This window comes from Roseovarius atlanticus (genome assembly GCF_001441615.1).
Taxonomy (GTDB): domain Bacteria; phylum Pseudomonadota; class Alphaproteobacteria; order Rhodobacterales; family Rhodobacteraceae; genus Roseovarius; species Roseovarius atlanticus.
In genome coordinates this window covers 1-21191 of record NZ_LAXJ01000031.1, presented here as the reverse complement: position 1 = coordinate 21191, position 21191 = coordinate 1, and the positions used below count along the sequence as shown (strand labels likewise).

General features: G+C 64.7%; 16 protein-coding genes. 10 read left to right on the top strand and 6 right to left on the bottom strand.

Annotated features, from left to right (window positions below; genetic code table 11):
* The first annotated feature begins 196 nt into the window (after nt 1–196).
* Together XM53_RS20960 and XM53_RS20955 are read left to right on the top strand one after the other, a co-directional pair.
* Nucleotides 197–1054, top strand: a complete 858-nt coding sequence (locus tag XM53_RS20960; RefSeq protein ID WP_057796759.1) for a Hint domain-containing protein — start codon at nt 197–199, stop codon at nt 1052–1054.
* Between the two features lie 280 nt (nt 1055–1334).
* Nucleotides 1335–3140, top strand: a complete 1806-nt coding sequence (locus XM53_RS20955) for a Hint domain-containing protein (protein ID WP_057796758.1) — start codon at nt 1335–1337, stop codon at nt 3138–3140.
* Here the strand turns inward: XM53_RS20955 and XM53_RS20950 are convergent.
* Together XM53_RS20950 and XM53_RS20945 are read right to left on the bottom strand one after the other, a co-directional pair.
* A complete protein-coding gene (locus XM53_RS20950; RefSeq protein ID WP_328586700.1) occupies nt 3137–3733 on the bottom strand; it encodes a nucleotidyltransferase family protein in 597 nt (198 codons plus the stop codon). The two genes, XM53_RS20955 and XM53_RS20950, sit on opposite strands and share 4 nt — an antisense overlap.
* A gap of 31 nt (nt 3734–3764) precedes the next feature.
* Nucleotides 3765–6182, bottom strand: a complete 2418-nt coding sequence (locus XM53_RS20945) for a GcvT family protein (protein WP_057796757.1) — start codon at nt 6180–6182, stop codon at nt 3765–3767.
* A 420-nt stretch (nt 6183–6602) separates the two neighbouring features.
* Here XM53_RS20945 and XM53_RS20940 point away from each other — a divergent pair, with 420 nt between their 5' ends.
* Together XM53_RS20940 and XM53_RS20935 are read left to right on the top strand one after the other, a co-directional pair.
* Nucleotides 6603–9035: a GcvT family protein gene (locus XM53_RS20940; protein ID WP_057796756.1), complete on the top strand. Its 2433-nt coding sequence runs from the start codon at nt 6603–6605 to the stop codon at nt 9033–9035.
* Between the two features lie 98 nt (nt 9036–9133).
* A complete protein-coding gene (locus tag XM53_RS20935) occupies nt 9134–9976 on the top strand; it encodes a hypothetical protein (protein ID WP_057796755.1) in 843 nt (280 codons plus the stop codon).
* Nucleotides 9977–9997: 21 nt separating this feature from the next.
* Here the strand turns inward: XM53_RS20935 and XM53_RS20930 are convergent, their stop codons facing one another.
* The 4 genes from XM53_RS20930 to XM53_RS20915 all read right to left on the bottom strand — a co-directional run bounded on the left by XM53_RS20930 (nt 9998) and on the right by XM53_RS20915 (nt 14694).
* Nucleotides 9998–11122: a mandelate racemase/muconate lactonizing enzyme family protein gene (locus XM53_RS20930; protein WP_057796754.1), complete on the bottom strand. Its 1125-nt coding sequence runs from the start codon at nt 11120–11122 to the stop codon at nt 9998–10000.
* Between the two features lie 144 nt (nt 11123–11266).
* Complete coding sequence (gene bmt / locus XM53_RS20925; protein ID WP_057796753.1) at nt 11267–12289, bottom strand: betaine--homocysteine S-methyltransferase; 1023 nt, start codon at nt 12287–12289, stop codon at nt 11267–11269.
* A gap of 33 nt (nt 12290–12322) precedes the next feature.
* Entirely contained in the window at nt 12323–14236 is a 1914-nt protein-coding gene (locus XM53_RS20920) for a phosphatidylglycerol lysyltransferase domain-containing protein (protein ID WP_057796752.1), read from the bottom strand.
* 143 nt (nt 14237–14379) lie between these two features.
* Nucleotides 14380–14694: a DUF1476 domain-containing protein gene (locus XM53_RS20915; protein ID WP_057796751.1), complete on the bottom strand. Its 315-nt coding sequence runs from the start codon at nt 14692–14694 to the stop codon at nt 14380–14382.
* A gap of 160 nt (nt 14695–14854) precedes the next feature.
* Between XM53_RS20915 and purC the strand changes: the two genes are divergently transcribed.
* The 6 genes from purC to XM53_RS20885 all read left to right on the top strand — a co-directional run bounded on the left by purC (nt 14855) and on the right by XM53_RS20885 (nt 20551).
* The gene (gene purC / locus XM53_RS20910; RefSeq protein ID WP_057796750.1) at nt 14855–15616 is read left to right on the top strand and encodes a phosphoribosylaminoimidazolesuccinocarboxamide synthase; all 762 of its coding nucleotides are present in this window, start codon (nt 14855–14857) and stop codon (nt 15614–15616) included.
* 15 nt (nt 15617–15631) lie between these two features.
* The gene (purS, locus tag XM53_RS20905) at nt 15632–15871 is read left to right on the top strand and encodes a phosphoribosylformylglycinamidine synthase subunit PurS (RefSeq protein WP_057796749.1); all 240 of its coding nucleotides are present in this window, start codon (nt 15632–15634) and stop codon (nt 15869–15871) included.
* The gene (gene purQ, locus XM53_RS20900; RefSeq protein WP_057796748.1) at nt 15871–16539 is read left to right on the top strand and encodes a phosphoribosylformylglycinamidine synthase subunit PurQ; all 669 of its coding nucleotides are present in this window, start codon (nt 15871–15873) and stop codon (nt 16537–16539) included. Before purS ends, purQ begins: the two co-directional genes overlap by 1 nt.
* A 79-nt stretch (nt 16540–16618) precedes the next feature.
* A complete protein-coding gene (locus XM53_RS20895) occupies nt 16619–18394 on the top strand; it encodes a sensor histidine kinase (RefSeq protein ID WP_057796747.1) in 1776 nt (591 codons plus the stop codon).
* Nucleotides 18395–18400: 6 nt separating this feature from the next.
* The gene (locus XM53_RS20890) at nt 18401–19735 is read left to right on the top strand and encodes a sigma-54-dependent transcriptional regulator (RefSeq protein ID WP_057796746.1); all 1335 of its coding nucleotides are present in this window, start codon (nt 18401–18403) and stop codon (nt 19733–19735) included.
* A 60-nt stretch (nt 19736–19795) separates the two neighbouring features.
* The gene (locus tag XM53_RS20885) at nt 19796–20551 is read left to right on the top strand and encodes an SDR family NAD(P)-dependent oxidoreductase (RefSeq protein WP_057796745.1); all 756 of its coding nucleotides are present in this window, start codon (nt 19796–19798) and stop codon (nt 20549–20551) included.
* The last annotated feature ends 640 nt before the right edge of the window (nt 20552–21191 follow it).

Here is a 21191-nt window from a genome sequence, read left to right as displayed (position 1 = left end):
TCCCGGCCATTCGCCGGGATTGTTTCTTTTTGGGGCAGGGGCTTGGGCAACCTGAGCAAAAAACCGCCTTTTTTGCGCAATTTCAAAAAAACTGTCTGTTGTGACTCGCCAAGTTTGTGCGGGCAACACTATAATGCACGTATAGGATGTATTCCGTGCGGGTTGTTATCTGAAATGCGGTGCAAGGAGACGTCAGGTGTCCAAGATCTTGGGACTCGATCACTTTCTCAATCGCCAGAGCCTCTGCACCGACGCCACCGGCGCAGCGGTCGAGCGGAATGAGACGACGCACCGGGTTCTGCGCCACGAGACCTCTGAACTGTCACGCCTGATCGCCCATGGCTGGAGTATTGCCGGCCTCTCCCCTGATCATCCCGCCCAGCCCTCGGTGGGGTTTACCGGGCTTGTGCGTCTGCGGCGCGGCGACGAGGCCATGACACTCAGCATCGACAATATCGAAAAGGCGATGATCTGTTTCACGCCGGGCACGCAGATCGCCACCTCAAAGGGCATGATCCGTGTCGAGGACCTGCGCGGCGACGAAAAGGTCATCACCCGCGACAACGCCTATCAGAGGCTCATCTGGGTCGGCCGTCAGGATCTGCGCTCCGAAGAGCTGTCGCTCTTGCCGTATCTTCAGCCGATCCTGATCCGCAAGGACGCGATCGACACCGGCGTCCCGAACCGCGACATCCTGGTCAGCCCCAATCACCGTATTCTTATTCGCAGCAACAGGGCCGCGTCCGAGTTCGGCCACAAGGAGGTGCTAGTCGCCGCCAGGGATCTGATGTGTATTCGCGGTGTGGATCGTATCCAGACCCAAGAGGTCAGTTACATTCACCTGCTGTTCGAACGGCATGAACTGATCATGTCGGATGTGCTGTGGACCGAAAGCCTGCAACTTGGCCCGCGGGCGATAAGCGGCCTGGGACGGCAGGGGCAGGAAGAGATCCGAGAGCTTTTTCCAAAACTGGAAGGGTACACCTCACGCGACACGTACCAGCAGGTGCGCCGCTGCCTGAGCTCTGACGAGGTGCGCATGATCGCGCGGTAACCGGGCGGTCACGCCGGGTCGTTCTATCAACGCGGGTTTTGCGGGCCACTGCGCGGCATTCGTGTGAGCAAAAGACGATTTTCGTCATGAATGTTCTGATTTTGGAAACAGACGCCGCTAGGTGACGCTGCGTAATCGGGCAATTGTCGCGTTTGCCCGAGAAAATCATTCGAATTTTAGGTCAATCATCGCTAATAGCGAACTAATCAAGTCTAAAATTTGTCAGTAATGCGGCGCATCTCGGGGGAGGTCCGCCAGTGCGTTCAGAAAGGCCACTGCCTTGGCAACCATTCCCGGCACGTCCGGCAACGACACGTTGCAGGGCACGAACGATCCCGACACCATCAACGGCTTTGGGGGTAACGACCGTATTTCCGGTGAAGGCGGCAGCGATATCATCGACGGCGGCTCGGGCAATGACGTTCTGTTCGGGGACGCCGGCGTAGGCACCGCACTCGGCTCCGATGCCTCGCCGCTGGTGCTGGATATCGACAACCTCGTCTCGGACAGCTCGAGGGGCAACAACAACGCCAAGGTCGGGGATGTGGCGGTCTACAAGAACGTGGCCACGCTCGAAGACGGAACCTCGATTTCCGCCCGCCTGATCCTGACGGGCAAGTCCGACAATGGGCTCTCGGTGGACCTGTCCGGCGGCAAGGGACTGGAAATTCTTCTGAACGGCGACTTCGACGCGCGCGACGTGGGCGAAACCGCGACATTCCGGCTGGAATTTTTCAACCCGGCCACGGGCCAGAACGTCGCGCTTAATTCCGTCGCCACCTGGAACGACATCGACCGCAACAGCCCCGGCGACCAGGAATCCGTCACCATCGACGCCGGCAGCTTTACCGATTTCTCGACTTCCGGCGACACATCGCTGAATGTCACCACCTCTGGTGGCGTGGTCAACGCCGCGGGCACCGAAACCAACGATCCTTCGGACCAGGACGCGTGGTTCTCGGCCTCGTTCGAAAACCGCGAATTCATCGAATTCACCCTCGAAACCCGCTCGGGCCAGTCCGGCTTTTCCCTGTCGGGCGACCTGATCGACGACCCGGTAGTCACGCCCTTCGAGGAAGGTGACGACACCATCTTGGGCGGTACCGGCAATGACGCGATTTTCGGGCAGGGCGGCAATGACGAGATCGACGCCGGCGCCGGCAGCGACACCGTGGATGGCGGCGCGGGCAACGACACGATCTTCGGCGGCGGCGACAACGACATTCTGAACGGCGGCGCCGACCACGACACCTTCGTCATCAACCAGCTGGGCACCTCGGGTGTCAACAACACCACCGTGAACGGCGACTCGTCCGGCGACGATTTCGACACGCTCGACATCACGCCGCTGCGCGACGCAGGCTGGCAGGTCACGAACTTCGTCCGCAACCCGGAAACCAACGGCAACCCGGGATTCAACGGCCAGATCCAGCTTCAGCGCGGCAGCGAAACGGCCAACATCAACTATTCCGACATCGAAGAGCTGATCGTCTGTTTCACGCCCGGCGCGCAGATCGCCACGCCGCACGGCACCCGCGCGGTCGAGACGCTGCGCCCCGGCGACCGTGTATTCACCCGCGACAACGGCATCCGCGAGATTCGCTGGATCGGCCGGCGCGATCTGGGCGCGGCGGAGCTGGCCAAGATGCCGAACTTCCAGCCGATCCTGATCCGCAAGGGCGCGCTGGGGGCCGAGATGCCCGACCGCGACATGCTGGTCAGCCCGAACCACCGGATGCTTCTGGCCAATGAACTGGCCGAGGTGATGTTCGGCGAACGCGAGGTTCTGATCGCCGCCAAGCACCTGACCGGCCTGAAAGGCGTCGACCGCGCTGTCACCGACACGGTCAGCTATATCCACCTGATGTTCGACCATCACGAGGTGATCCTGGCCGACGCGGCCTGGTCCGAAAGCTTCCAGCCCGGCGATTATTCGATGCGCGGCGTCAGCAAGGACAGCCGCGATGAAATCCTCGCGCTATTCCCTGATCTCGCCACGCAGGAGGGGCTGGACGAGTATCAGGCGGCCCGCCTGTCGCTCAAGGCGCATGAGGCGAAGCTGCTGGTGGATCAGGCGCTGCGCTAGCCTTTCGCCGCGCGCCACGCCGCCCAGGCCTCGGGCGTATCCAGATCCAGCGTGGCCCTTGGCCCGTCCAGGGGGCAGGGGCGCACCGTCTCTCGCGCGATCACCTCGCGCGCTCCGGTATCGCCGCCAAGCGTGATCAACGCCGGCAACAGCCGGGCGGGCAAAAGCGTCGGATGCCCGAACCGCCCTTGCGCATCCGTCGCCCGGATCACTTCGCGCGGATGGTCCGCGTGCAGCGCCGCAACCGCCTGCATATCCTCTGCCGTCAGGTCGGGCATGTCGGGTAGCACGATCATCAACCCATCCATGCCCTGTTCCATCGCCCAATGCGCCGCCACGCGCAGCGACGCGCTGATCCCGCTTGCCGCATCGGGAACGGCTCGCGTGTCAAGCCCCGCCAGCGCCGGCTTGAGACTGGCCGCACGCATATCGGTCTCATTTGGCAGCGTAACAAGAACAGGTAAACCCAAGGTTAATGCCCGCCGGGTTTGCCGCAGCAAAAGCGGCGTGCCATCCACTGTCTCCAACAGTTTGTCGCGCCCGCGCATCCGCGACGACGCGCCCGCGGCGGGCAGAACGATCCCCAGTGTCACCAGTGCCGGGCCTTTCGTGGTTGATCCCGCCTTACCCTCGCATCCGGCTCATGTCGGGGTCAAACAGATGCTCGGTGATCACTTTCGCCGCGCACATCTCGCCCAGGATCTCGATCTCGGCCTCCAGCCCCGGCGTGGCATGGCCGGCAGGGATCAACGCCAGCGCGATGGATTTACCCGCATGGTGCGAATAGCCGCCCGAGGTGCAAAAGCCTTGCACGGTCCCGTCGATCCACACGGGCTCATAGGCGTTCACATCCGCATCCGTTGCCGCCACCTCGAACGCCACCAGCGCGCGTTTCGCTCCTTCGGCCCGCTCTGCCTCGGCCGCCGCGCGCCCGATGAAATCGGCGTTCTTCCCGAAGCTGATGAAGCGATCCATCCCGGTCTCGCCCGGCGTGTAATCGGGCGAAAACTCCGACAGCCACGAGCCGAAGAACCGGTCCAGCCGCAACGACATCATCGCCCGCATCCCGAAAGGTTTGAGGCCGAAGTCCTTGCCCTTGCTCCATAATTCGTCCCACAGCGCCCGCTGCGCCATCGGATCGCAATAGATCTCGAAGCCCAGGTCGCCGGTATAGCTGACCCGCTGCACCAGGCAATCGACCATGCCCACGGTGATCTGCCGCAGGTCCATGAACGCCATGTCCGAGATATCCGCTCGCGTGCAGGCCGCCAGCAGGTCGCGCGATTTCGGCCCCGCGATCTGGAACCCGTTCAGCCGGTCCGAGATATTCTCGACCATCGCGCCGTCCGCCGCGTTCTGCTGAAACCACCGCATGTGAAAGGCCTGTGCGCCATAGGACGCGGTCAGCTGGAACGCCTCATCCGACAGGCAGGACACCGTGAAATCTCCGATCAGCCTTCCTGCGTGCGACAGCATCGGCGTCAGGCTGATCCGACCCGGTTTTGGGATGCGGCCTGCCATGATCCGGTCCAGCCAGTCGCGCGCGCCGGGGCCGGTCACCAGGTACTTGCCGAAATTGTGAACCTCATTGATTCCAACACCTTGCCGCACGGCCTTCACCTCGCGCGCCGTGGCCTCCCAGGCATTCGAGCGGCGGAAACTGGGTGTCTCGAACCGCGGCTCGTCGCCTTGGGCAAAATAGTTCACGACCTCCAGCCCGAACTGGTGCCCCCAGACCGCGCCCATTCCGTCAAAGATGTCGTACATGGGCGTCGTACGGAAGGGGCGCGCGGCGGGCAGTTCCTCGTTCGGATAGCTGACGGAAAACCGTTTCTGGTAGTTCTCGATCACCTTGGGCAGGGTATAGCCGGGCGTGATCCAGTCGCCATAGCGGGCCACGTCCATCGCGCTCACGTCCCGCTCGCATTCCCCTTCGACCATCCACTGCGCCAGCATCAGGCCGACGCCGCCGCCCTGGCTGAACCCCGCCATCACGCCGCAGGCCGACCAGTAGTTGCGCAGGCCCGGCACCGGGCCGACCAGCGGGTTGCCGTCGGGCGCAAAGGTGAACGGGCCATGGATGACCGATTTCACCCCGGCGCGTTCCAGCGCGGGGAAACGTTTGTATGCGAAATCAATGGATTTTTCGATCTTGTCAAAGTCGTCGGGCAATAGTTCATGGCCAAACTCCCACGGCGTGCCGTCCACCGCCCAGGCGCGGCAGGGCTGTTCGTAGAACCCGATGCACAGCCCGCGCCCCTCCTGCCGCAGATAGCTTTCGCCGGCGGGGTCCATCACGTGCGGATGCTCTCCGCCCGCGTCGATGATGGCGGCGATCTCTGGCACTTCCTCGGTCACCAGGTACTGGTGCTCCATCGGGTAGATCGGCACGTAGACACCGGCCATCGCGCCCACCTCCCGCGCCCAGAGGCCGCCTGCGTTGACCACATGCTCGGCCAGGATGGTCCCCTTGTCGGTCACCACCTCCCACGTACCATCCGGTTTTTGGTTCGTTTCCAACACCTTGCAATGCGTCTCTATCGTGGCGCCGCCCATCCGCGCGGCCTTGGCATAGGCATGGGTCGTACCCGACGGATCCAGATGCCCGTCCAAAGGATCGTAAAGCGCCCCGATGATGCCGTCGGTATTGGTGACCGGCGCGATCTTGCGCACCTCCTCGGGCCCCACGATCTCGGTCTCCAGCCCCATGTAGCGATGCTTGGCCCGCTCGGCCAACAGCATGTCGAACCGATCCTTGTTGTCGGCCAGCGTCACGCCGCCCACGTGGTGCAGCCCGCAGGACATGCCGGTGATCTCTTCCAACTCCTTGTAAAGCTTGATGGTATAGCCCTGAAGCGCCGCCATGTTGGTATCGCCGTTGAGCGTGTGAAACCCCCCGGCGGCGTGCCACGTTGACCCCGAGGTCAGGTCCGAGCGTTCGATCAGCATGACATCCGACCAGCCCAGTTTCGTCAGGTGGTAAAGCACGCTGCATCCGACAACGCCGCCGCCGATCACGGCCACTCGGGTGGTGGTTTTCATGGGGATTCCTTTCCGTCCGCTGTTGCGACCAGACTGTATGACTGCGGTCGGGCGGCATGTCCGTTTGCGACGGGTTTTGTCGTAAAGTGGTGCCGAGCGATTGCCAGACCGCGGGCTGGCGACCGACAAAATGTTTTGAGGGCTTTATGTCAACCACATCCGCGAAACCTGCGATCGAAGCGCCAACGTGAGCCAATCGCCAGACCGGGGGGCGGTCTGGCGATCGCGCGGCGGCGCAGCGTGCTGCGCCTCGATTCCGCGCGTGACGATCCTGATCGACAAACCCTGCCGCAAACCGAAACCCCCTGTCGGAAACGACATGACAAAATGCCCTCACACGACCGATGATGTCGGGAACCGACACACGCGCGCGGCCCCGCTGGGGCAGTGTGCCGCAAAACAGCCAGATAGGAAGACCAGATGAAGACTCACGCACAGGCCGTTGTCATCGGAGGGGGCGTCATCGGATGCTCGGTGCTCTATCACCTGACCAAGCTGGGATGGACAGACGTGGTGCTGCTGGAACGCGACGAGCTGACCTCCGGCTCGACCTGGCACGCGGCGGCCAACATCCACGGCCTGCACGACAGCGCCAATATCAGCCGCCTTCAGCACTACACGATGAACCTCTATAACAGCCTGGAAGAGGAAACCGGCCAAAGCTGCGGCGTCTTCCAGCCCGGCTCGCTGTACCTCGCGCAGACCGAAAACCGCGAGCATCAGCTGAAACTGCAAGCCGCCAAGGCGCAGCTTTACGGCATGAATTTCCACGAGATCACCCGCGAAGAGGCCGAGGAAAAGCACCCGCTCGTGAATTTCGACGGCATCCGCTGCATCATGTGGGAACCCGACGGCGGCAACGTCGACCCCTCGGGCGTGACCAACGCCTATGCCGTGGGCGCCCGCCAGCGCGGCGCGGAGATCCACCGCTTCACGCCTGTCACAGCCACGATCCCGCAACCCGATGGCACGTGGGTGGTCGAGACTCCCAAGGGCGAGATCCACACGCAATGGGTCATCAACTGCGCCGGCCTCTGGGGCCGCGAAGTGGCCAAACTGGCCGGCATCGAGGTGCCGCTGCAACCCACCGAACACCAGTATTTCGTCACTGAGACCATCGCCGAGATCGACGGCATGGATCGCCGCCTGCCATCCGTCGCCGACCGCGACGGCGAATACTACCTGCGGCAAGAGGGCAAGGGCCTGCTGATCGGCGCCTACGAGCGCGACATGCGCTTCTGGGCCGAGGACGGCACGCCGCTCGACTTTGCCCACGACCTTTTTCCCGACGACCTGGAACGCATCATGGAAAACGTGATGCGCGCGATGGACCGCGTGCCGGTCGCCGCCGAGGCGGGGATCAAGCGGGTCATCAACGGCCCGATGATCTGGTCGCCTGACAGCAACGTGATCCTGGGCCCGGTGCCGGAGCTGAAGAATTACTTCATGGTCGGCGGCATCATCCCCGGCTTTTCGCAGTCCGCAGGCATGGGCCTGATGGTCAGCCAGTGGATCGTCGAGGGCGAGATGAAATACGACATGTTCGCCTGGGACATTGCGCGTTTCGGCCTTTGGGCCAACGACCGCAAGTTCGTCAAGGCGAAGGTCGAGGATGTCTATGCCCACCGCTTCGCCATCCATTATCCCAACGAGGAACGCGCGGCGGGCCGTCCGCTCCGCACGCGACCGGTCTACGAAATGCAGAAAGAGATGGGCGCGGTCTTTGGCCTGAACTACGGCTGGGAACACCCGCAATGGTTCGCCGATGAACCCGGCACGAAAGACACCAACGGCTTCATCCGCCAGAACTGGTGGGCACCGGTGGGCGAGGAATGCAAGATGCTGCGCGACCGCGCGGGCATCATCGACATTTCGAACTTCGCCAAGTACCACGTCAAGGGGCCGGGGGCCGAGGAGTGGCTGAACGCCGTCTTCGCCAACCGGATGCCCAAATCCGTGGGCCGGTCCTGCCTGACGCCGCTCATCGGCGTGCGCGGCGGCATCGCGGGAGACGCGACCGTCACGCGCGTGGCCGAGGATGAATTCTGGGTCGTCTCGTCGGGCATGGCCGAACGCTATCACAAGCGGTTCTTCGACATGGTCCCGCTGCCCGAAGGCACCACGTTTGAGTCCAAGACCGAGGCCATGTGCGGCTTCAACGTCGCCGGGCCGAAATCGCGCGAGATGCTGCAACGCCTGACCAACGAAAGCCTCGCCACCGAGGATTTCCCCTTCATGCGCTCCAAGATGATCGACATCGCGGGCGTCGAATGCCTCGCGCTGCGGGTCAGCTTTACCGGAGATCTGGGGTGGGAGCTGCACTGCAAGACCGAGGACCAGGAAAAGCTCTACAAAGCGCTGCTAGAAGCAGGCAAAGAGTTCAACGCTGGTCCCGTTGGGGCCCGTGCGCTCATGTCCATGCGGGTCGAGAAGGGCTATGGCTCGTGGAGCCGCGAATACAGCCCCGAGTATTTCCCGCACGAGGTCGGCTTCAAACCGCTCTGCAAGATGGACAAGGAGTTTCTCAACAAGGCGGCGGCGGAAAAGGCCATGGCCGAGCCCACGCGCGAGGAACTGGTGCTGATCCATATCGATGAGGAAGACACCCATGCCTCCAACGCCGACGCCACAGGGGGCGAGCCGATCCGCGACGCGAATGGCAAGCCCGTGGGCCGCGTCACCTCCGGAACCTATGGCTATACCGTCGGCATGAGCCTCGCCCTTGGCTACGTCAAGTCCGGCACGGTCAAACCCGGCGACGACGTTCAGGTCATGGTGCTGGGCCGCCCGCACAAGGCGCGTATCCTGCACGAGCCGCCCTTCGATCCCAAGGGCGAAAAGCTGCGCGCCTGAGTCAAGCCTTGTCTGCGCCGGACAGGGTCATGAAAACCTGACTGTGCGCAGTCGGACCGGGCCGGTATGGCGACGGCGAAGGGATCGGGGCGGACGCCATGCGTAACGGTTTGACGGTTTTTCTCGACGCGCTCCGCGCGGTTCTTTCCGCACCAGGGACGGCCTTGCGCATCGTCGCAGGACCGAGCCTGGTGCGACTTGCGCTCGAGGTACTTATCGAACTGGGCTTCAATCCCGAAGCGCCGCTAGCAACGGTCCTTGTGACACTTGCCGACGTTCTCTTTGTGGCGATGGTCGCGGTGGGCTGGCACCGCTTTCGCCTGCTGGACGAGGCGCCCGGGCTGATCGGCCCACGCCCCACACCCGGCCGCATGGCGAAATACGGTGTCGAGTGGGTCGTGCTGGGGATTTTCGTGGCGATCCTGCTGGTCCTGATCTTCCTTCCCGTGATCGCGTTCGAATATTGCTGCCTTCCGGCCGGCACCCTGACACGGTGGCTGGTCGGCCAAGAGTTCGTTTTCGACCAATTCAGCGTGACCGGCCTGCTGGTGAGCGCGCTCTGCATCTGGCTTTTAACCTGGCTCTTCTTCCGCCTCGCGCTCAGCCTGCCGCATCTCGCCGTTCGAGCGCCGCGGGAAAAGCGGCTGGCGTCATGGGCGCTGACCGCGCGGCTTGAACCGGCGGTGCTGGTCTGCGCGGTGCTGGCCATGATCGGCACGCTGCTTCTCTGGGGGCCGGCGTTCTGGGCCTATGACCTGCTGCCCGAGACTTGGATCTTCGGGCATATTCCGTCCGAAGGGTCTTATGATCCCTACCGTTACAGTGTCGGCTATCTGGCACTCATTCAGCTCTGCTTCACATTGCAGGTGATCTTCGGCGCCGCCATCCTGACCGAGCTTTATCGCGACGCAAAGGCAGCGGCCGAAATCCCGGCGGGCTAGGGGCGTGGGTTTTCACCCACCCTACGCCTGTTCCGCCTCGAACCGCTCCGCCGCACGCCCGATGACGTCGCGATCCAGGACGGTCCCGAGCCCCGGCTTGCCCTCCAGCGCCAGCCGGCCCTTCACCGGGGCCACGCCGGGGCGGTCCAGCACGTCCTCTTCCAGCAATTGCCACATGATCTGGTTGCCGTCGTCCAGGTTCGGGATCGCGCGCGCGGCGTGGTGTTCGGCCACCGTGCTGATGCCCGTCGTCATCGAGGAATGGATGCAGATCTTCAGCCCCGCCGCCTCGGCGATGGCGGCGGCCTTGATCATCGGCTGCACGCCCCCGATCTCGCGCGGGCCGATGGCGATCATGTGAGCGTGGCCGCCACTGACCGCGCGGTAGACCTCGTTCAGCGTGAACACCGACTGGTCGGCGCCGATGGCAATCGGGCTTTGCCGCGCGACCTGACCCAGCGCCTCGATCGCGGTCGAGGGCGTGGGCTGTTCGATATATTCGATGTCGAACTCCGCCAGGCGGGTCAGCATCCGCAGCGCCAGGCCCGGGTCCCACGCCTCGTTCGCGTCCAGCCGCAGGCGCGTGTCGCCGATGGCCGCGCGCACGGCCCGTGTGGCGGCGATATCGCGCTCCGGCTCGATCCCGACTTTCAGGTAGATCACCGGGTTTCCGGCCGCCACCGCGGCCCGGGCATCGGCGGCCAGCTCCTCGACCGTCTCGCCCTGCAGGAAATAGAAATAGCCCACATTCGCCCGCACCGCACCGCCCAGCAGATCCCAGACCGGGCGCCCGGTGGCCTGTCCCTGCAAATCCAGCGCCGCCATGTCGAGCCCGCTCATCAGCTGGTTGGCATAGCGGGGCATGTTGCCGCCGAAGGCCAAAAAATTGGCGCGGTACGCCTCGGCCATGATCTGCCGCGCCTCGAACACCGGGCGGCCGATGAAATGCCGCCCCAGCTTGCGCAGGACCATCGCCTGGGCCGCGGCATCGGGCGCGGTCGTGGTCTCGCCCACGCCGATCGCGCCGTCCTCTCCGATCAGCTCGACAAGGTTGACGTGAAACCGCGTCTCGACGCCCTGCGACCAGACATAGGGGCGCTTCAGCGGCAGCGCCAAAGGGGTGACGCGGATATCCGTGACCAGCATGTTCCTGTCCTTGCAAGAGAGCCTGCGCGCAAGAGCGCCTGCGCGGTTCAGTCTTGCCAAGCCGCCCGCTGGCTGTCCAGTGCCGGGTGGCGCGGATCGCGTTCGCCGGTGCAGTGCGCCGGGTGCCCGGGCCGGGCGCGTGGCTCAGCCGCGCCGCCGCCGGTTGCGCCGCGTCGGCTGGGGCGTGTCGTCGCCCGCGTCCTCGGTGCCGTCGACGGCCGAGGAAAACGCGCCCAGCGCATCGGTGATCTGCTCCAGCGTCGGGCGTTCGCCGCGGGGCCGCGTCTCCAGCGCGTCGCGCATCTTCGACAGGTGTTCCGGCATGGTGCCGCAGCAGCCGCCGATGATCGTCGCGCCCGCATCCCGCGCCAGCACGGCATAGTCGGCCATCAGGTCCGGCGTGCCGTTGTAATGGATATGCCCATCGACGTATTTCGGGATGCCCGCGTTGCCCTTGGCGACAATGGGCCGCTCGGTGCCTTGCGCGACAAAGCCCAGCACGGTGCGCATCAGGTCCGATGCGCCCACACCGCAATTGGCGCCGAAGGCCAGCGGCTTGTGATCCAGCTTTTCGACCATCACCGCCATGTCGGCCGAGGTCAGGCCCATCATCGTGCGCCCGGCGGTGTCGAAACTCATCGTGCCGCACCACGGCATGTCGGCCAGCTTGAACGCCTCGGCAGCGGCCTTGTATTCCTCGGGGGCGCTGATCGTCTCCAGCCACAGAACGTCGGCGCCGCCCTCCTTCAAGCCCTCGGCCTGCTCGTGAAAGATTTCCACCGCCAGCTCGTGCGTCATGCTGCCCATCGGCGCCATGATCTCGCCAGTGGGGCCGACCGAGCCGGCCACGATCACAGGGCGGTCGCGGCGGTCGGCCACCTCGCGCCCGATCTCGGCCGAGATGCGGCTCAGTTCGCGCGCCCGCTTCTGCGCGCCGTGCAGCTTCAGCCGCGCGGCGTTGCCGCCGAACGAGTTGGTCAGGAACAGGTCGCTGCCAGCATCCACGGCCATGGCGTAAAGCTTCTCGATCCGGTCGGGATGCTCGACGTTCCACATCTCGGGCGCGTCGCCGGAACTCAGCCCCATGTTGAAGAGGTTGGTGCCCGTGGCCCCGTCCGCCAGGATCCACTCCCGTTCGGCGATCATCTTGCTCAATGCGTTGGTCATGCCCTGATCCTTGTTCGGTCAGGGCAGGAAATCTCATACATTCCGTGCGCGCGCAAACCCATAATCTTCATCATCTTCCTGTGTCGGGAAATCAGGCTCCGCAGGGCGCGTATCTCTTCCGGAACGTGCGGCGGGGCGGCGGATGGCCAGCCAAAGGTCCAGCAGGCCCAGCCACAATCCGATCCGGCTGCGCGCCAGGGCATAGCGCGGCACCCGCCGGGCGGCAAAGCTGCTCTTGAACTGCGCCAGGCCCTCCGCGGGGGCGAGCCGCGCCGCCAGCCGCGCCATCGGGCCGTGCACCGGGGGCAGGGCGGCCAGCGACAGCTGCGCGATGCCCGCCTCCCGCGCCGCGTCCACGGCGGCGGCGACCAGCGCGTGCATCGTGCCTTCGGGCGCGTCATCGTCCGCCCGCATCAGGTCCAGGCACCAATCGCGCCGCCCGGTGTGAAAGCTGGCGAACCCGACGACCCGGCCGTCGCGCCGGGCCAGGAACACCGCCTGGTGGCTCAGGTAGGCGGGACAGAACCGGCCCATGGTCATGCCCCGCGCCGTGCCCTGCCGCGCCTGCCAGGCGGCGTCGATATCGCGCAGCGCGCCCCAGGGCAGCGCGGTGCCGCGCGCCACCGTCACGCCGGACTGCGCGGCCCGGCGCAGCTTGCGCCTGAGCTGGCGAAAGGCGCTGCCCTCGGTGCTGAACCCGGCGGGGGTCAGGATCATGTCGTCGGCCACGTGCAGCGCGTGCCAGCCCAGGGCCCTGGCGGTTGCGGCGAGCCGGGCATCGGCCTTGTAGACGAGAGGAATCAGCGATTCACGCGTGGCATGACTTCGGATCAGCGCCAGAGCGTTGCGCGGCCCGGCCGCGCCGGGCGCCGCCAGCGGCCCGAACAGCATACAAAGAGTCTGCCCGGGCCGGATCACCGGCAGGCGCAGCGTGCCCAACGCCAGCACTTCCGCGCCGCTTTGGCGGCACAGCCCCGCCTCGGCCTGCGCCGGCCCGGCAAGATCGGACTCATGCAAGGCGCGCTTGATCGTGCCGGGGCGCACACCGTCCGAAAGGGGCCGGATCAGCAGGATCCCGGCCAGCACCGCCGGCAGGGCGTAATAGACCAGCCGGAACGCCACGATGGCGCATAAAAGCTCGGTATCGGGCACCTGCGGCAGCAAGGCCACCAGCACCAGTTCGAACGGCCCCAGCCCACCCGGCGTCCCGCTCAAGAGTGCCGCGCCAAGCGCGATCATGTAGACCGGGACAAGCGCGGCCAATGACAGCCCGACCGTCTCGGGCATCAGGCACCACAGCGCGATCCCGGCAAAGACCGTGTCGACCAGGGTCAGCCCCGCGATGGCACCCAAAGCGCATAGGCTGGGCATCCGCAAGCTCAGCGCCCGCAAGTGGATGCGGGGATGAAGAAAGACCAGTATCCCGCTGACACAAAACAGCAAAAGCAGCAGGAAGGGCAGGGCGCCCGGCAACACGTCCGACGGCCACAGCAGCGTCACGAGGCCCAGCGCGAAACTCAGCCCGATCAGAAACGTCACCGCCACGCCGGTCGCCAGTTTCAAAGCCTGCACTAGGCTCAGCCCCGGCAAAAGCCGCCAGCGCACCAGCGCGCCCGAGATCACGCCCAGCCCAACGGTCTGCCCGATGGCGATGGCCGCCGCCCCGCTGATCCGCGCCTGCCGCGCGGGAATATCGGTGCGCAAATGCTTGTGCAGGATCACGTCATACTGGCCCAGCGCCGCAAAGCTGACCAAGGTGGCCAGCACCGCGCCCGCCCATTGCCAGGCCGAAAGCTGTGCCATGACCAGACCCAGCCCGGCAAAGGCGCCCTCGTCGATCTGCCCCAGCAGGACCCAGATGCAGACCGCGCCTACGCAGAACGGCAGGGCAAGACGCACCCAGCCCGCCGCGCCAGGCCACGCGACCCGCAACACCCGTGATGACATGCAGCACCGTCCTTCCCTAGACCATATCGGCCGAAGGCTAGCGGCGCGGCGTTACCGGCGGTTTAACAGATCAAATTGTCGAAAGATTACCGGGGGCAGATCGCCCCCGCGCACCTGTAGGGTGGGTGAAAACCCACGCGCTCTCAGGTTTCCTTCATCAGCTGCTCCTGCGCCACGCGCAACAGCTCGTCCATCTTCGAGCGGATCGTGTCGGCATCGGCCATGTCGCCCAGATCGCCTGCGACCTTGCGCACCACGTCCTCGTGGCCCGCCTCCTCGAAATCCGACAGCACGACCTCCTTGGCATAGGCGTCCGCATCAGAGCCCGTCTTGCCCAGGATTTCCGCGGCCCACAGGCCCAACAGCTTGTTGCGCCGCGCCTCGGCCTTGAATTTCATTTCCTCGTCGTGGGCATACTTGTTCTCAAACGCGTTTTCACGATCGTCGAAGGTGCTCATCAGGCTCTCCCCGGGCAGGTATTTCGGTCGCCCCAGATATGGCCGCAACCCTGTGCGGACGCAAGGGCCTAAGGGCTTCTTGCCCCATTTCGCCGCATAGACTATGAGAACGCCAGATGCCGCGAGTCCCCCACACGCGGCCCCAGATGAAAGAGAGCCCATGGCGCGGCGCAAGAAAATCTACGAAGGCAAGGCGAAGACCCTGTTCGAAGGTCCCGAACCGGGCACCATCGTGCAGTATTTCAAGGACGACGCCACCGCCTTCAACGCGGAAAAACGCGATGTGATCGAAGGCAAGGGCGTGCTGAACAACATGCTCTCGGAATACTTCATGACCGGCCTGACGAATGTCGGCATCCCCAACCACTTCATGAAGCGGATCAACATGCGCGAACAGCTGGTCCGCGCCTGCGAGATCATCCCGCTGGAAGTGATCGTGCGCAACTATGCCGCCGGGTCGATGGCCAAGCGGCTGGGCATGGATGAAGGCACGCAGCTGCCGCGACCGATCGTGGAATACTGCCTGAAGGACGACGCCCTGGGCGATCCGCTGGTCACAGAGGAACATATCGCCGCCTTCGGCTGGGCCACCCAGCAGGACATGGACGATATCCTGTCGCTCGCCCTGCGCGTGAACGATTTTCTCGCCGGGGTCATGTATGGCGTCGGCATCAAGCTGGTGGATTTCAAGATCGAGATCGGCCGCGTCTATGACGGCGATTTCATGCGCCTGATCGTCGCCGACGAAATCTCGCCCGACAGCTGCCGGCTGTGGGACATCGAGACCGGCCAGAAGCTCGACAAGGACGTCTTCCGCCGCGACCTCGGCAGTCTCACCGACGCCTATACCGAGGTGGCCAAACGCCTGGGCGTCATGCCCAAGACCAACCCGCCCGTGACCAAACCGACGCTGATCAACTAAAAGGACGCCGACCCCATGAAAGCACGCGTACACGTCATGCTGAAAAACGGAGTGCTGGACCCTCAGGGCGAGGCCGTGCGCCACGCGCTGGGGTCGCTGGGCTTCGACGGGGTCGAGGGCGTGCGCCAGGGCAAGATCATCGAACTGGACCTGACCGAGACCGATCCGGGCAAGGCGAAAGAGACCGTGACCGAGATGTGCGAAAAGCTTCTGGCGAACACCGTGATCGAATCCTATTCGGTGGAGATCGCCTGATGCACGCCGCCGTCATCGTCTTTCCCGGCTCCAATTGCGACCGTGACATGAAGGTCGCGTTCGAGAACGCGGGCGCAAAGGTCTCGATGGTCTGGCACAAGGACACCGAAATGCCCGGCGGCGTCGACGTGATCGGCGTACCCGGCGGGTTTTCCTTCGGTGACTACCTGCGCTGCGGCGCGATCGCCGCCAACTCGCCCATCTGCCAGTCGGTCAAGGCGCACGCGGACAAGGGCGGCTACGTCCTGGGCATCTGCAACGGCTTTCAGGTGCTGACGGAAACCGGCCTGTTGCCGGGGGTTCTGTTGCGCAATTCCGGGCTGAAGTATGTCTGCAAAGCCCTTGATCTGAAAGTGGAAACATCGAATTCCGCCTATACATCGGGCTATAACGCGGGCACCACGATCACCATCCCCATCGCGCATCACGACGGCAATTACTACGCCGACGACGACACGCTTGCGCGGCTCAATGACGAGGATCGCGTCGCCTTCCGGTACGTGGAAAACCCCAACGGCTCGCAGCAGGACATCGCCGGCATCCTGTCCGACAACCGCCGGGTGCTGGGCATGATGCCCCACCCCGAGCGCATGGCCGAGGAAACCCACGGCAACACCGAAGGCGCGACGCTCTTTTCCAGCCTTGTCGGCAGCCTCGAAACAGCCTGATCCGCGCCCCGGCGGCAACCCGCCGTCGGCCCCCATGGACCGCTCTTGTTCCGCCCCGGGCGACAGCGTAATCTGAAGCATGGCCAGGGGGTTCTTTTCACGCGAGGACAGAAGCGGGCGCACGCTGGGCTGGCGGGCGCGGCTGGCGCTTTTGACGCTGGTGGCGCTGGCCATCGGGGTCGTCGCCGTCACCAACAGCCTGCTGACCGACCGGTTTACCGAGAACACCCGCAACCGGGCCGAACTGCGCCTTGCGCTCTATTCCGGCAACCTGCTGTCCGAGTTGCGCCAGAACGCCATCGTGCCGCAGCTTCTGGCGCGAGACCCCGCGTTGATCAGCGCGCTTGACGCGGGAAACTTTACTCAATCCTCCCAACGCCTTATCACCTTCAACGAAGAGATCGAGGCCGCCTCGCTGACCTTGCTGGATTCCGACGGCCGCGTCGTGGCCGCCACCGACCGCGCGCGGATCGGCCAATCTGCCCGCGACGCGCCTTACTTCGTCGACACCCTGCGCAGCCGCGACAACATTTTCACCATCGTGCAGGACGAAACCGGCGCCTTCCGCTTTTTCTATTCCCGGCGCGTGGACAGCAACCAGACGCTTGCGGGCATGATCGTGGTCGAGATCAACCTGCAAAAGTTCGAACGCGCTTGGGCCGGCATTTCCGACGCCGTGCTGGTCACCGACTCGCAGGGCCGCATCATCCTGGCGACCGAGCCGCGCTGGCGCGGGTTGACCGAGCAGGACGCCCTGACGCGCGAGCCACCCAGTTCCGCCATCTTCCGCGCCATCCAGGCCACCACCGACTGGTCCAGCCTGCCGCCCGACGCCTATGTCGAGGGCGAGGCGGTGATGCGCGTCGAGGGGCGCGTGGCCTTCCGCGGCTGGCGCATCGCGTCCTTCACCACCTACGCCTCGGTGCGCGACAAGGTGAACGGCGTGCTGGCGCTGGAAATCATGATCTTCGCCATCCTCTTGGCGCTGGCCTTCTATTTCCTCAACCGCAAAACGGCGGCGCGCGCCTCGCTTTTCCAACGCGAGTCGGCGGAGCTTCGCGCATTGAACGCCCGCCTGCAGCGGGAAATTGCCGAGCGCCAAAGGGTGCAGGAGAACCTCGCCGTGGCCGAACAGACGCTTCAGCAAAGCTCCAAGCTGGCCGTCCTGGGCGAGATGTCGGCGGCGGTGTCACACGAGCTGAACCAGCCCTTGGCGGCGATGAAGACCTACCTTGCCGGCGCCCGCCTTCTGCTGTCGCGCAACCGCCCCGAAGAGGCCGTCAGCTCGTTCCAGCGCATCGACGACCTGATCGAGCGGATGGGCGCGATCACCAAGCAGCTGAAATCCTACGCCCGGCAGGACGGCAACCGCTTTCAGCCTGTAAACATGGGCGATGCGATCTATTCGGCGCTTGCGATGATGGAGCCGCAGCTGCGCGAACGCAAGGTCGATATCACCCGCACCATGCCCGAGGACGCGGTCTGGGTCATGGGCGACCGGGTGCGCATCGAGCAGGTCATCATCAATCTTCTGCGCAACGCCATGGACGCCACGCAAAACGAGGCCGAGGCCCGCATCGACATCCTGCTTGCCGCGGGCGAAACGGCCGTTCTGACCGTGCGCGACAATGGCTCGGGCATCGCCGATATCGACAACCTGTTCGAGCCTTTCTACACCACCAAGCAGCCCGGCGACGGTGTCGGCTTGGGACTTGCCATTTCCTCGGGTATCGTAAACGACCTCGGCGGCCGTCTGACGGCGCGCAACGCCGCCAACGGGGGGGCTGTATTCGAAATGCAGCTGCCCATATTGACCGAAGACGCCCAAACGGACGCGACAAGAGCAGCGGAGTAAAAGGACATGCCGACCGCCATGAAAATTGCCATCGTCGATGACGAAAAGGACATGCGCCAGTCGATCAGCCAGTGGCTGGCGCTTTCTGGCTACGACACCGAGGCGTTTCCAAGCGCCGAAGAGGCGCTCAAGGTGCTGGGGCCGGATTATCCCGGCATCGTGGTGACGGACATCAAGATGCCCGGCATGGACGGGATGCAGTTCCTGAAAAAGCTGATGGGCAGCGACAGCTCGCTTCCCGTGATCATGATCACCGGCCACGGCGACGTGCCCATGGCGGTCGAGGCGATGCGCGTGGGGGCCTACGATTTCCTCGAAAAGCCGTTCAACCCCGACCGGATGAACGAGTTGGCCAAGCGTGCCACCAACGCCCGCCGCATGGTGCTGGACAGCCGTGCGCTTCGGCGCGAACTGTCCGATGGCGGCCAGCTGATGAAGAAACTCATCGGCGCCTCGCCCGTCATGGAGCGCCTTAAGGAAGACATCCTCGACCTGGGCCAGGCTGACGGCCACGTCCTAATCGAAGGCGAAACCGGCACCGGCAAGACGCTGGTGGCCCACGCCCTGCACGCCGTCGGCGCCCGCGCGGGCAAGAAATTCGTGCTGATCTCCTGCTCGGGGATGGAAGAAGACGCGCTGATGAAGCGGCTCTTCGGCCCGATGCAGCCCGAGGACACGCGCCTGCCTGCGGTGGAAGAGGCCCGCGGCGGCACGCTGGTGCTGGAGGATATCGAGAAACTGAGCGAGGCCGCGCAGGCCAAGCTGCTGACCTTCGTCAACGAGGAAGGCACGCCGCCCGAGACCCGCGTGGTGGCCATTTCCAACATGCAGGAACAGGACCGCACCTGCGAGGACGCGCTGCGCTCGGACCTCTTCTATCGCCTCGGCGCGCTGCGCATCACCGTGCCGCCCCTGCGCCAGCGGGGCGAGGATATCCTGACGCTTTTCACCCGCTTCTCCGACGCCTTCGCCGACGATTACGGCTGCGAGGCGCCTCAGGTCAGCGCACAGGAAGCCGCGCAGCTCTTGCAGGCGCCCTGGCCGGGCAACGTGCGGCAACTCATCAACATCGCCGAACGCGCCGTTCTGCAATCGCGCCGGGGCTCTGGCACGATCGCCTCTCTCCTGATGTCCGACCACCAGGATATGCAGCCGGTGATGACGACCGAGGGCAAGCCGCTCAAGGAATACGTGGAAGCCTTCGAGCGGATGCTGATCGACAACACCATGCGCCGCCACAAGGGCTCCATCGCGTCCGTCATGGACGAGCTTTGCCTGCCGCGCCGGACCCTGAACGAGAAGATGGCGAAATACGGCCTGCAACGCTCGGATTACCTCTGAGCGGGCAGGAACAAGGCGCGTCACCGGGGCGTTCTCCTGTCAACAGACGAGGAGACCCCCATGACCCGCACCGCCATCATCACCGGCGCCGGCTCCGGCATCGGCGCCGCCACCGCCAAACGCTTTGCCGAGGACGGCTGGAACGTCGTTCTCAACGGCCGCACCCACGACAAGCTTGACGCCGTCGCGGGCGAGTTGCCCGAAATGGGTGTCCGGGTCGTAGAAGGTGACGTCTCCAAGCCCGACGATGCCGAGCGGCTGGTCACCGAGGCCGTCGAGAGTTTCGGAGGCCTGACCTGCCTTGTGAACAACGCCGGCATCGCCCGGGGCGGCGTGCCCGGCGAGCTGAGTCACGAGGATTTCGACGCCCAGATGCGCATCAACGTGGGCGGCATCTTCAATTGCGTGACCGCGGCCCTGCCGGAACTGAAAAAGGCCGATGGTGCCTGCATCGTCAACACCTCTTCGGTGTCGGGGCTGGGCGGCGACTGGTCGATGTTCGGCTACAACGCCTCCAAGGGCGCGGTCAGCAACATGACCCGCGCCATGGCGCTGGATCTGGCACCGGATATCCGCGTCAATGCCGTGGCCCCCTCGCTGACGCGCACGGACATGTCCTCGGGCATCCGCGACAACGACGACCTGATGGCGCGGTTCACCGACCGTATCCCCATGGGCCGCGGCGCCGAACCCGAGGATATCGCCAGCGTCATCGCCTTCCTCGCCTCCGCCGACGCGGGCTTTGTCAACGGCGTGGTCCTGCCCGTCGATGGCGGGCTTTCGGCCTCGAACGGCCAGCCCAACTTTTCGGCCTGATCCTTCCCGTCCGGGATCGGACGGCTTTCGCCACGCGGTCGTCGCCCGATTTCCATGCAAATCCGGGTTGTGGACCGTTCCGGCGGCGGGCGAATTTCGCCCGCTGCAATATTCCCCATTGTGTTTACCCGCCCTCAACCTTTATCTAGGAGTGATGATCCACCATTTGTGGACCATTCCAGAGTTTCGCTGCCTCGGGCCCGCCAGACGGGTCGCAGGGCAACCGATTGGATCCCGACGGGATCACGAGACGCCGGCACATCCCAAGGGACGATGCGGCACATGAACGGGGGCAGGGGGCCGAGGTCCCGCAGCCCTGGAGAAGAACCGCGATGACGCGCGCGAGAACATCGACGTTCCACAGCAAGACCCGATCCGGTCGGGCCTTCCGCGCGTTGGCTATCGCTCGAAAAAGACACGACCAACGCACGCTCGCACCCCCCGGGGCGCGGCGGCCTTTGTCGTGCAACGGACATAAATGGCTAAGAAAATGCTTATCGATGCCACCCACGCGGAGGAAACCCGCGTCGTGGTGGTGGACGGAAACAAGGTCGAGGAATTCGACTTTGAATCGGAAAACAAACGCCAGCTAGCTGGCAACATCTATCTCGCCAAGGTCACACGGGTCGAACCGTCGCTT